We start from the raw sequence: 11,955 nt of genomic DNA, 5'->3' as shown, positions 1-11,955 counted from the left end.
CAAGACTCAGGCGGTGGTCTCCCTCCACCGGTTGGTGATCGGCAGGCGGCGGTCCCTGCCGAAGTTCTTCGGCGTGATCTTCGGCCCGGGCGGGTACTGGCGGCGCTTGTACTCGGCGAGGTCCACCAGCCGGATCACCCGCGTCACCAGCTCCGGGTCGTGCCCGGCGGCGATGAGCTCCTGCGAGCCCATGTCCTTCTCGACGTAGTCGTCGAGCAGCCGGTCCAGCACCTCGTACGGCGGCAGCGAGTCGGTGTCACGCTGGTCCGGCCGCAGCTCCGCGCTCGGCTCCTTGACGATCGAGTTCTCCGGGATCGGCCGCTCGGCCTCCAGCAGGAAGCCGGGGCGGGTGTGGGCGTTGCGCCAGCGGGCCAGCTCCCACACCATCGTCTTCGGCACGTCCTTGATCGGCGCGAAGCCGCCCGCCGAGTCGCCGTAGAGGGTGGAGTAGCCGGTCGCGAGCTCGCTCTTGTTGCCGGTGGTGAGCACCAGGTGGCCGTGCTGGTTGGACAGCCCCATGAGGATCATGCCGCGCACCCGGGCCTGGAGGTTCTCGGCGGCCAGGCCGGACAGCTCGATCTCCTTCTCGAACGCGGTCACGATGTCGGCGATCGGCGCGATCCGCGCGTGCAGGCCCTGCCGCCGCACCAGCTCCTCGGCGTCCCCCACCGAGTGGTCGGAGGAGTAGCGGGAGGGCATGAGCACCACGTCGACCCGGTCGGGGCCGATGGCGTCGGCGGCGATCGTGGCGGTCAGCGCCGAGTCGATGCCGCCCGACAGGCCGAGGATGACCGAGCGGAAGCCGTTCTTGGCGACGTAGTCGCGCACCGCGAGCACCAGCGCCGAGTAGACCTCGGCGTGCGGGTCCAGCCGCTCGGCTATGGGCGCGGGCTCGGCCGGGCGGGGCGCGACGGGCTCGGCCGACAGCACCAGGCGGTCGACGGTGATCGTCGTGCCGTCGCCCGCGTCGTACGGGAACGAGCCCGTCGCCGCGTCCGAGACCGGCAGGTCGTCCAGGTCCACCACCAGCAGCTCCTCGCGGAACTGCCCGGCCCGCGCGAGCAGCTCGCCCGAGCGGTCCACCACCAGGGAGTCGCCGTCGAAGACCAGCTCGTCCTGCCCGCCGACCTGGTTCGCGTAGGCCAGCGCGCAGCCGGCCTCGCGGGCCCGCCGCGCGCACAGCTCCAGGCGGACGTCGTCCTTCTCCTTCTCGTACGGCGAGGCGTTCGGCACCACCAGCAGCCCCGCCCCCGCCTGCCCGACGACGGACACCGGGCCGCCGTCCTGCCAGAGGTCCTCGCAGACGGCGACCGCGACGTCCACGCCGTGCAGCCGGAAGATCGGCAGCCGGTCGCCGCGCACGAAGTAGCGGTATTCGTCGAACACCCCGTAGTTCGGCAGGTGGTGCTTGGCCGTGCGGGCGACCACCTCGCCGCGGAAGAGGATCGCGGCGGCGTCCAGTGGGGCGCCCTTCGGCTGGCCGACGCGGGGGGCGAGGCCGGCGCGGTCGACGTAGCCAGCCACCACGGGCAGCTCGCCGAGGCCCTCCTCCCGCAGCCTGCGCGCCACCTGCTCCAGGGTGCGGATGCTCGCGTCCACGAAGGACGTCCGCAGCACCAGGTCCTCGACGGGGTAGCCGGTGAGGAACATCTCGGTGAAGACGACGAGGTGAGCGCCGCGCTCGGCGGCCTCACGGGTCTGCTCGACCAGCCGGTCCGCGTTGGCGCTCAGGTCGCCTACGGTCGGGTTCGTCTGTGCCAGGGCGATGCGCAGTTGTGCCACGCGCCCCAGCCTAATACGCCCCGATTTTTATCGTCAAAGCGACGAAAAGTGCGCCTTTTCGCCAGGAGTCACCAAACCGGACTCGTACGCCGTCATGACGAGCTGCGCCCGGTCGAACAGTCCCAGATGTTCGAGCAGCGACTTGACCATCGTCCCGACCTCCTCCTCCGGCAGCGACAGCGTCTGGCCGATCTGCCGGTTCGTCAGCCCGCGCGCGACGAGTTTCAGCACGTCGAGCCGGGCATCGGAGAGCCCGGCCAGCGCCGGGGGAGAGGACGGGTCGGTGCGCCCGGCGAACGCCGAGATCAACCGGGTGGTCATCGCCGGGTCGATGAGCGCGTCCCCGGCCGCCGCCGCCCTGATCGCCGCCAGGAACTGCTCGGGGGCCGCCGTTTTCAGCAGGAAGCCGCTCACGCCCGCCCGCAGCGCCGCGTACAGGTTCTCGTCGCTGCCGAACGTGGTCATCATGACGACCTTGGGCGGGTCGTCCCCGGCCAGGATCCGGCGCGCCGCGGCCAGGCCGTCCAGGTGCGGCATCTGGATGTCGAGCAGCACCACGTCCGGCCGGGTGGCGCGTACGCCCGCGATGGCCTCCTCGCCGTTGGCCGCCTCGCCGGCCAGGCGTACGCCGGGATCGCTGGCGATCATGGCCTTCACCCCGGCCCGTACCAGTGCCTGGTCGTCGGCGACGAGCACGCGCAGCACGCCGCCGGACGCGGCGGCGGGGGCGTCGGCCGGGGCGCCGGAGGGGGCGGACGGGGGAGTGGAGGGCGGGGCGGCGGGGGGCGGCTCCTCCAGCCGCTGCGCCAGCATGTCCGCCTCCAGCCGCTTGAGCCCGGCCGTCAGGTCCAGGCCCAGCTCGTCCCGCCACACCGCGCGGGCCCGGCGCAGCGCGGCCAGCGCGTCGCCCTGGCGGCCCATCCGGTAGAGCGCCACGGCCAGCAGCCGCCAGGCCTCCTCGCGCAGCGGGTGCTCGGCCGCGTGCGCCTCCAGGTCGGCCACCAGGGACGTGGCCCGGCCGAGCGCCAGCCCGGCGTCGGCCCGCCGCTCCACGGCGATCAGGCGCAGCTCCTCCAGCCTGCCGGCCTCCGTCACGGCCCAGCTCAGGTCGGCGAACTCGGCCAGCGCCGGCCCCCGCCACAACCCGAGCGCGGTCTCCATGTCCGCCCACACCTGGGCGGGCGGGCCGTCGGACTTCACCAGGCTCTCGAAGCGCCAGGCGTCCACCTGCCCGGCGGCGGCCCTCAGGGCGTACCCCGGCGGGGCCGAGACCAGCACCTCCGCCTCCTCGCGCGGCGCGCGGCCGGGCTCCAGTGCGCGGCGCAGGCGGGAGACGTAGCCCTGGATGGTGGACAGGGCCTGCGCGGGCGGGTTGCCCGGCCAGAGCTCGTCGATGAGGGTGTTCACGGGCACGGCGCGGCCGCCGGCCACGAGCAGGCGCGCGAGCACTGCCCGCTGTCTCTGGCCGCCGAGGTCGAGAGGAGAACCGTCCGTCCAGGCTTGGAACGGTCCCAGCGCGGTGAAGGTCAACATGTCAGGCGTAACTGTAGAGGGAGAACGTGTTCCGGCATATGGCGAATTGTCACAGTTCTGGTCGGGTTCGTCACGGGGGTGCCTTTCGGTGTGGTGAAAATTATCGGCGAGCTGCCAACAAAAGATCAAAATTTTCTCAACGAGTCCCGGAAACGGGCTCGAACAGAGGTCGCCGGGGGCCTCAGGTGCGGCGGCGGATGGCCGGGCCGAGGGCCAGCATGCCGGCGGCCGAGACCAGGCCGACCGCGCCGATCGTGAACCACAACGCCCGCGGCCCCATCTCCAGCAGCGGCCCGCCGAGCAGCGGGGCCAGCACCGCCGCCGCCGACCAGGCGAGCCCGAACAGCCCCGCGTACCGGCCGCGCAGCTCCGGCGGCGCCAGCGCGGCCACGATGGTGCCGGCGATGCCCGCCGTGACGATCTCGCCCGCCGTCCACACCGCGATGGTCGCCGTCAGCCCCAGGGTGCTGGAGACGAACGCGGTCAGCGCGAACCCGGCGCCCATGACGGCCAGGCCGAGCGCGAACGTACGGGCCGGGTCCCGCCGGCCGAGCCAGCCGGACACCAGCGGCTGCACGACCACGATCAGCACGCCGTTGAGCGCCATGGCCGTGCCGTACTGGGCCGTGGACAGCCCCGCCGCCTTGGTCATGGCCACCGGCAGCATCGTCATCGTCTGCGCGTACACCAGCGCGTTGCCCAGCACGACCAGCGTGAACGCGACCATCACCCGGTCCCGCAGCACCGCGCCGAACCCGCCGGTCGCCTGCCTCGCCCCCTCGGGCCGCGTCTCAGGGACGGCCCGCCACACCAGCACCGCGAAGACCACGCAGGAGACCGCGTCGATCCAGAACAGCCAGAGGAACCCGAGCCCGGCGAGCCACCCGCCCGCCGTCATGCCGACGGAGTAGCCGAGGTTGATCCCCCAGAACAGCAGCCCGTACGCCCGCGGCCGCTCCGCGGGCCCCACCAGGTCGGCGACCAGCGCGTTCGACGCCGGCCTGTAGAGGTCCACGACCACCCCGAGCACCAGCATCGAGGCGAGCACGGCCGGCAGCGAGACGCTGTAGCCGAGCGCGAGCATGGCGGCGCCGGTGGCCAGCATGCCGCCCGACAGCGTCGCCCGCCGCCCGATCCGGTCCGTCAGCATCCCCGCGAGCGGCTGCGACAGCAGCGAGCCCACCCCGAAGACGCCCATCACCAGGCCCGCGGCGGTCACCGACAGGCCGCGGGACTGGGTGAGGTAGACGCCGGTGAAGGGCATGACCATGGTGCCCAGGCGGTTGACCAGGGTGCCGCCCCACAGGGCCCAGAACGGGCGGGGCAGCCCGCCCACCTGGGCGCGCAGGAACGACGGCGGCTTCTCGACGGACGTGCTCGACATGCTCCCGAGCCTGCGGCTCCGGGGTTGGCGGGGCGAACGATTTAGCCCACACTTAAACGATGTCCATCACGTGGGAGATGCGGCCCGAGGACGTGGCCCGCATCCGGTTCGCGTTCTCCCCGCTCTGGGAGCTCGTGGCCAGTCTGCGCACCCTGCGGCAGCCGGCCCGCCAGTCGCTGCACCTGCCGTGGATCAAGGCCGTGCGTCCCCGGCTGGCCGGGCTGGACCTCACCGAGCTGCTGGCGCTCGTGCCGCCGACCGGCTACCTGGCCGACTTCATCACGCCGCCGCCCGACACGCCGCTGCCCGACTTCGCCGCCGAGCTGGAGCGGGTCAGGCGCACCGCGCCCGAACGGGTCCTCGACGAGCTGGCGCACCTGCGCGAGGCCGGCAGGGCGGACCCCGCCGTGCTCGACCGCCTCGCCGCCGACCCCGAGGCCGCCGTGGCGCGGGCGGCCGACGCGCTGGAGGCGTACTGGGAGACGTGCTTCGCCGAGTTCTGGCCCCGCGTCTACTCCCTGCTCGAACGCGACGTGCTGCGCCGCTCCCGGCAGCTCGCCCAGGGAGGGGCCCGCGAGCTGTTCGCCGGGCTCGACCCGGCCGTCACCTGGACGGGGGAGCGGCTGCTGGTGGACCGGCCCTGGTGCGTCACGGGAGGGCTGCACGGTGACGGGCTGGTGCTCGTGCCCACCGCGTTCCACTGGCCGTCGGTGGCCGTCATGTCGGCTCCGTACCAGTCGATGCTCGTCTACCCCGTGCTGGGCGTGGGCACCCTGTGGGAGCAGGGGCCGCCGCCCGCGCCCGGCGCCCTGGCCGCGCTCATCGGGCGCAGCCGGGCGCGGATCCTGCTCGCGCTGGCCGAGCCCGCCACCACCTCGGCGCTGGCCGGCCGCATGTCGCTCACGCCGGGCGCGGTCAGCCAGCACCTCGGCGTGCTCAGCGGCGGCGGGCTCGCCGTCGGGATGCGGGTCGGCAAACAGGTCGTCTACCGCCGCACCCTCGCCGGCGACATGCTGGCCGGTCAGGCGTAGCGGGCGGACTCCAGCAGCCAGTCCAGGTGGGCGCGCGGCGCGGCCAGATAGGCGCAGGCCACCAGGCTGATGTCCCTCGCCTCCTTCGGCGCGAGGTCCTGCAGCGGCAGCCGCCGGGCGGCCGTGTGCATGTCCTCGCAGCGCCGTACGATCCGGTCGAGCACCCAGGCGGTCGCCTCCCGCTCGCCCAGCCCGAGCTGACGCATCGCGAGCACCACGAAGTTGTGCACGTCACCGCGCTCCTTCGGCCGCGAGGCGACGTCGTTGCACCAGGCGGTGACGTCGCTGCAGGCGTCCACGAGCTGCCGCCACGGCTCCGAGGCGTGCATCCAGTCCGGCACCTCCACGCGCAGGCACGGCTCGACCAGGTCGTACAGGTAGGGGCCGACCGTGCCCCTGCGCAGCGCCGGGTACTCCTCCAGGGTCGGCATGCGGCGCGCCGCCCGGTTGTCGGCCTCGGTGCGGCAGGCGTCGTGCTGGCGCTGCAGGCCCACCGCGAACCTGGCCCGCCAACGGTCGCTCATCCGCGCGCTGGTCACCCGCCACAGGTCGGCGAAGGCCGCCTCCAGCGGATGCCGCGCCGAGCCGCTGAGCAGGGCCTGGAAGACCTCGACCGGGCACTCGCCCTCGTCCAGCTCGTCGTCGAGATGGAACAGCCAGGTCAGCCACTGCGCGAACAGCGCCGCGGCGGCCGCGTCGAACTCGGCGAACGCCCGCGCCGCCATCCGGTGGAAGCCGACGCCGGGATCGGCCCGCAGGCCCGTGCGCCGCGCCCAGTCGATGACCGCGGCCTCGATCGCGTACACCGAGGGGTGCATCCGGCACGGCTCGGCCATCGCGGGCACCCGCTCGGTCAGCGGCAGCAGCGCCAGCGCCGCCGAGCCGCCCCGGCGCGGGAGCGGCATCATCGAGGTCAGGACCGAGCGCAGCGCGGTGCGCACCGTGGCGAACACGTTGGTGCCGGTGTTCGTGCCGGTGTGCTCTGTGGTGCTCTCCGCCGGATTCCCGGCGCTGTTCACAGTGGCGTTCACAGCGGGCCGAACAGCCAGTTGCCCGCGGCGTTCGGGTCCGCGCTGCGGTAGTAGTCGGCGGCGGCCGTGACCAGGCCCGTCACGGTCAGCGTGCCCCGGCCCTCCCTGTCCAGCCGGTCGAAGGCCGCGTCCACGTCGTCGTAGGCGACGCCGAACGCGCTCAGCATCGTACGGAACTCCCCGATGGTGACCTCGCCGTCCCTGTCGCCGTCGCACAGCTCGGCCACGGCGAGCGTGGCCGGGCGGAACACCGGCTCGTAGAGCTCGCCGGTGACGAACGAGGCCGTCATGGCCTCACGGAAGTCCGGGCGGCCGATGCCCGAGTCGCCGTCGCGCTCCAGCGCCCGCGCCAGCGTGGCCCAGATGCCGTCGAAGCTCCCGACGAGACTCGCCCCGGTGACCGAGGTGGGGGACTCCCCGAAGCCCACCAGGATGCGTGCCCCCAGGCCCAGCAGGTCCTCACGCTCGACGACCCCGTTGCGGTTCGCGTCGATGTGGTCGAAAGCCCGATCAAGCTTGTGATTGAGCAGGTCGATAGCCACCTTGCCTCCCCCGAGACTGACTGCGTTGATCACAGTAAGACGGGGCGGGGGCTTTGTCAGCGAGGCTCGCACCGGCATTGTCGGCGGGGTCGTCCGCGGGCGTCCTCACCGCCACGTCCCGTAACCTGTGCGAAACACGGACACGGCATCCTGATAGGAGACCTGTACTGTCTGCATGAGGGGATGCCTTGGACCGCCAGCAGGAGTTCGTGCTCCGCACGCTCGAGGAACGCGACATCCGGTTCATCCGGCTCTGGTTCACCGACGTTCTCGGCTTCCTCAAGTCCGTCGCCATCGCCCCGGCCGAGCTGGAGGGCGCGTTCACGGAGGGCATGGGCTTCGACGGCTCGGCCATCGAGGGCTTCGCCCGCGTCTACGAGTCCGACATGCTCGCCAAGCCCGACCCGGCGACGTTCCAGATCCTGCCCTGGCGCAGCGAGACGCCGGGCGCCGCGCGCATCTTCTGCGACATCCTGATGCCCGACGGCTCGCCCTCGCACGCCGACCCGCGCTGGGTGCTCAAGCGTGCCCTCGCCAAGTGCGCCGACATGGGCTTCACCTTCTACACCCACCCCGAGATCGAGTTCTTCCTGCTGAAGAACCGTCCCGAGGCCGGCGTGCGGCCCGAGCCGATCGACTCCGGCGGCTACTTCGACCACACGCCGCACAGCTCCGGCCACGACTTCCGCCGCCAGGCGATCATGATGCTGGAGTCGATGGGCATCTCCGTGGAGTACAGCCACCACGAGGGCGCGCCCGGCCAGCAGGAGATCGACCTGCGCTACGCCGACGCGCTCACCACGGCCGACAACATCATGACCTTCCGCCTGGTCATGAAGGAGGTCGCGCTGGAGCAGGGCATCTGGGCCTCGTTCATGCCCAAGCCGTTCACCGAGCACCCCGGCTCCGGCATGCACACCCACATGTCGCTGTTCGAGGGCGACCGCAACGCCTTCTACGAGGCCGGCTCCGAATACCGCCTGTCCAAGGTCGGCCGGTCGTTCATCGCCGGGCTGCTGCGGCACGCCGCCGAGATCACCGCCATCACCAACCAGTGGGTCAACTCCTACAAGCGGCTGTGGGGCGGCGCCGAGGCCATCGCGGGCCAGGGCGGCGAAGCCCCCTCCTACGTGTGCTGGGGCCACAACAACCGCTCGGCCCTGGTCCGGGTGCCGATGTACAAACCGCACAAGGGCGGCTCCACCCGCATCGAGTTCCGCTCGCTCGACTCCGCCTGCAACCCCTACCTGGCCTTCGCGCTCATCCTGGCGGCCGGGCTCAAGGGCATCGAGGAGGGCTACGAGCTGCCGCCCGCGGCCGAGGACAACGTCTGGACCCTCACCAGCGCCGAGCGGCGCGCCCTCGGCATCCAGCCGCTGCCGGGCTCGCTCAACGACGCGATAGAGGTCATGGAGCGCAGCGAGCTGGTGGCCGAGACGCTCGGCGAGCACGTCTTCGACTTCTTCCTGCGCAACAAGCGGGCCGAGTGGCGCGAATACCGCCGCCACGTGACGGAGTTCGAGATCGGCCGCTACCTGCCCATCCTCTGAGGCCCATTCTCTGAGGCTCATCCGCTGAGGGCCGTCCGGTCCCGGCCGCGTGGGGACGGGACCGGACGGGCCGCTCATCACTTGTTGACGTGCCTGTACAGGTAGAGCGCCGCCTTCTTCATGGCGGCCGCGCTCTTGCCCGCGCGGTGCCGCTCGGCGGCGGCCACGGCCTGCTTCAGCGTCGTCCTGCCGTGCACCTTGGCGGAGGAGTTGTACACGCCGTGCGCGTAGTTGAGCCAGGCGGCCAGCAGCTCACGGTCGAGCAGCGCCTTCGCGGCCTTGCTCTTGGTGGCCAGCACCTTGTACGCCTTGCCCAGCGTGCCCGCGCCGGTCAGCTCGGGGAAGACCTTGCTGCCGTTCTGGGCCAGCGTGAGGTAGCAGCGCAGCGTGTCGTCGCTCAGCGAGCCCTTGCCGCGCAGCATCTCCGTGGCCCACGCCTTGGCGCTCAGCGGCTTGCCGCCCCTGCCGCGCGAGCAGGTGTCGGGCACCGGCTGCGGGTCGCCGTAGATGCCGGGGTCGACGTTGCTGTGCCCGTCCTCGGGCGAGGTCGTGGGCGTCGGGGTCGGCGTGGGCGTGGGCGACGGGCCCGGGGTGTGGGTGCCGGTCGGCGCCGGGGTCGGGCTGCCGGTGGGCGTCGGGGTGGGGGACGGGGACGTCTTCGGCGGCAGGGCCGCGGTCAGGTCGATCCGCTTGGTGGTCACGCCGCCGTACGTGATGGCCTTGCCGGTGTCCTGCAGCTTGGCGATGCGGCCCTCTCCGGACAGCTGCGGGTACGCCTGCCGCACCAGCGCCAGCGCGCCGGCCACGTGCGGGGCGGCCATCGAGGTGCCGTTGAGCACCCGGTAGCCGCCGCCCGGCACCGCGCTGTTGATCTGCACGCCGGGCGCGAACAGGTCGAGCAGCGCCCCCCGGTTGCTGAAGGCCGCCACGGCGTCCTGGTCGTCGGTGGCGCCGACGGCGACCGCGGCCGAGACGCAGGCGGGGCTGGACACACCGTCGGTGAAGCCCTCGTTGCCCGCGGCGACCACGACGCTCACGCCGAACTGCTTGAGCCAGACGATCTCGTCCTTCAGCGCGCCGGCCGACGGGTCGGCGTCGCAGTGCTTCGTCTGCTTGGCGCCGCCGCCGAGGCTCATGTTGACCGCGATGACGTTCTTGCCGGCGTGCACGCTGTCCACGTACTGGAGCGCGGCCTTCTGCGCGGAGACGAAGGTGGCGAAGCACGGCGCGGCCCTGCCCAGCTCCTCCTGGCAGACCGGGCCATCGAGCCGGGTGAACACCTGGATCGGCAGGATGCCCGCCTCAGGGGCGACGCCGTTCGACGGGGCGCCCGCCGCCTTCTTGCCGGCCGCGATGCCCGCCACGTGGGTGCCGTGGTAGCACTGGTTGGCGCCGTTCACGACGCACGCGGCGGTCTCGGCGTCCGCCGCGCCCGCGCCGGTCTGGACCGACTGGCCGTTCGGGCACAGCGGCTTGGCTCCGTAGTACGGGTCCGTGGACGTGGCGGAGAAGCACGCCTCGCCGACGATGCGGCCGGCGAAGAACGGGTGGTCGCGGTCGATGCCGGTGTCGAGGACGGCGATGGTCGAGCCCTTGCCGGTCCAGCCGGCCGCGTTGGCCTTGTCGGCGCCGATGAGCTTGGTGCTGACGTCGAGCGTCGCGACGCTCAGGCGGTCCTCGTAGACGGCGGCGACGCGGTCGTCGGTCCTGACCTCCTCCAGCGTCGCCTTGTCCAGCGTGGCGACCAGGAAGTCGTCGGAGAGCTTCTTGTCGACGACCTGGGTGCCCTTGGACGCCTTCTCGGCGTCGGCGGCCACGGCCTCGACGCTCTGGCCCTTCTTCAGCTCGATGACGGCGCGTACCTTGTGCCCGCCGCGCACCTCGGCCGTGACGTTCTTGGCGATCTCGGGATCGCCCGCCGCGGCGTGGGCGGGGGCGGCGATCAGCGCGCCCGTGGTGGTGAAGGCGAGCACGGACGCGCTCGCCAGCAGAGACCGTAGTCTCACTGGACCTCCGGGGGGTAGAGGGGGTCCATCCGCCGGCGCCCATGGCGGAGTGCGAGCAGCGCTCAGCGACTCCGCGGCTCCCCGTGGCCGACGTCGGAACGTTCCCCGTTGACGTTGAGGGGCCAGCGTAAGGAGTTACCGGAGGAATCGGTGGGAATGAGGTTATTCCGTTATGGGGAAACCTTCTCTTACCGGATCATGGCCGGGCTCGAACACGATGGCCTCCAGCAGGGCGGCCGCGTTCCTGTCGATGACGCGGGCGACGGCCGCGGGCGACGGGTCGCCGCTCATGACGCGCGCCATCAGCCCCTCCCACCTGCGCCGATGCCGGGCGAACGTGCGCGCGGCGACCACCCTGCCCCGCTCGTGCTGGCCCGCCAGCGCCGTCCCCGGCGGCGTGTCCAGCAGCAGCAGGTGCAGCCGCGACCCGTGCCATCGGGCCAGCCGGTCGAAGCCCCGCAGCACGGAGGGCGCGCAGCCCCGGTTGTGCGCCACGACCGCGTGCCCCGAGGACAGGGCCCGGCTGATGCGGGCCAGGTGCGTGGCGAACACGACGGCGCGGCGCACCGGTTGCGGCGCCCATCCGAGCCGGCCCGCCCAGTGCTGTTTCGACTGGTAGGAGTCGATCACCACGACCGTTCCCCGGGCGACGGGGGCGCTCTCCGCGCCGTCCAGCCCGTACAGGCGGCGCAGCAGGGTCGTCTTGCCCGCCCCGGGCAGCCCGGTCAGGATGACCAGGGACCCGGGCGGATAACGCACCGCGCCGGCGCAGGCCGGATCGTCCAGCACGCTCCACCGTCTCCTCTTCCCCGTGCGCCCCTGCGTCTCGTCGCGGGGGGCGCGTGCCTACAGCCTGGCCGAGGAAGCGGCCCGGCGCGCACCCGTACGGTATCCGAAGGCCGCTCGTATCGGCCGAATCGTGTGCGGGACGCCGGAAACCCGAGCTAAAGTGCTGTCCAACGCCTTGATCGGTCTCACTCCGGAAGCGCTCGCGGAGTGAGGCCGATTTTCGTTACTGCTGACCCTCGAGTCATCTCCGCGGCATGTGCGGTGCCTAGCGTCCGACTCAGGGTGGGAAGTTTCGGGCCCCTTCGAG

General features: G+C 72.4%; 9 protein-coding genes. 2 read left to right on the top strand and 7 right to left on the bottom strand.

Features of this window, described 5'->3' with window-relative positions; all coding sequences use genetic code 11:
• Positions 1-6 precede the first annotated feature (6 nt).
• From BMW85_RS03085 to BMW85_RS03075, 3 genes are all read right to left on the bottom strand, one after another.
• The gene (locus BMW85_RS03085) at positions 7-1,782 is read right to left on the bottom strand and encodes an NAD+ synthase (protein WP_091076505.1); all 1,776 of its coding nucleotides are present in this window, start codon (positions 1,780-1,782) and stop codon (positions 7-9) included.
• Positions 1,783-1,815: 33 nt separating this feature from the next.
• Positions 1,816-3,315, bottom strand: coding sequence for a BTAD domain-containing putative transcriptional regulator (locus tag BMW85_RS03080; RefSeq protein WP_091076502.1), 1,500 nt, complete (start codon positions 3,313-3,315; stop codon positions 1,816-1,818).
• A gap of 181 nt (positions 3,316-3,496) precedes the next feature.
• Positions 3,497-4,699 (bottom strand): MDR family MFS transporter, encoded by a 1,203-nt coding sequence (locus tag BMW85_RS03075; RefSeq protein WP_091076500.1) that lies wholly within the window; start codon positions 4,697-4,699, stop codon positions 3,497-3,499.
• Between the two features lie 59 nt (positions 4,700-4,758).
• Between BMW85_RS03075 and BMW85_RS03070 the strand changes: the two genes are divergently transcribed.
• Positions 4,759-5,730 (top strand): DUF5937 family protein, encoded by a 972-nt coding sequence (locus BMW85_RS03070; protein WP_091076498.1) that lies wholly within the window; start codon positions 4,759-4,761, stop codon positions 5,728-5,730.
• Here BMW85_RS03070 and BMW85_RS03065 read toward each other — a convergent pair.
• Together BMW85_RS03065 and BMW85_RS03060 are read right to left on the bottom strand one after the other, a co-directional pair.
• Entirely contained in the window at positions 5,721-6,761 is a 1,041-nt protein-coding gene (locus BMW85_RS03065; RefSeq protein ID WP_091076496.1) for a terpene synthase family protein, read from the bottom strand. The genes BMW85_RS03070 and BMW85_RS03065 overlap by 10 nt on opposite strands.
• The gene (locus tag BMW85_RS03060) at positions 6,758-7,303 is read right to left on the bottom strand and encodes an EF-hand domain-containing protein (protein WP_091076494.1); all 546 of its coding nucleotides are present in this window, start codon (positions 7,301-7,303) and stop codon (positions 6,758-6,760) included. Before BMW85_RS03060 ends, BMW85_RS03065 begins: the two co-directional genes overlap by 4 nt.
• Before the next feature lie 188 nt (positions 7,304-7,491).
• Here BMW85_RS03060 and glnA point away from each other — a divergent pair, with 188 nt between their 5' ends.
• Positions 7,492-8,853 carry a type I glutamate--ammonia ligase gene (glnA, locus tag BMW85_RS03055; RefSeq protein ID WP_091076492.1) on the top strand — a complete coding sequence of 454 codons (1,362 nt, stop codon included), beginning with the start codon at positions 7,492-7,494 and terminating at the stop codon, positions 8,851-8,853.
• A 77-nt stretch (positions 8,854-8,930) separates the two neighbouring features.
• Here the strand turns inward: glnA and BMW85_RS49205 are convergent, their stop codons facing one another.
• Positions 8,931-10,859, bottom strand: a complete 1,929-nt coding sequence (locus BMW85_RS49205; protein WP_177240463.1) for a S8 family peptidase — start codon at positions 10,857-10,859, stop codon at positions 8,931-8,933.
• Between the two features lie 162 nt (positions 10,860-11,021).
• Positions 11,022-11,648 carry an AAA family ATPase gene (locus BMW85_RS03035; protein WP_091076487.1) on the bottom strand — a complete coding sequence of 209 codons (627 nt, stop codon included), beginning with the start codon at positions 11,646-11,648 and terminating at the stop codon, positions 11,022-11,024.
• Between the last annotated feature and the right edge of the window lie 307 nt (positions 11,649-11,955).

This window comes from Nonomuraea wenchangensis (assembly GCF_900111685.1).
In the GTDB taxonomy this organism is placed as follows: Bacteria; Actinomycetota; Actinomycetes; order Streptosporangiales; family Streptosporangiaceae; genus Nonomuraea; species Nonomuraea wenchangensis.
Note: the sequence above shows the minus strand (reverse complement) of the source record. Positions and strands in the feature narration are given on the sequence as shown.

Coding starts and splice junctions, on each gene's coding strand:
- BMW85_RS03080 (WP_091076502.1), bottom strand. CDS start 3,315: ATGTTGACCTTCACCGCGCTGGGACCGTTCCAAGCCTGGACGGACGGT.
- BMW85_RS03075 (WP_091076500.1), bottom strand. CDS start 4,699: ATGTCGAGCACGTCCGTCGAGAAGCCGCCGTCGTTCCTGCGCGCCCAG.
- BMW85_RS03070 (WP_091076498.1), top strand. CDS start 4,759: ATGTCCATCACGTGGGAGATGCGGCCCGAGGACGTGGCCCGCATCCGG.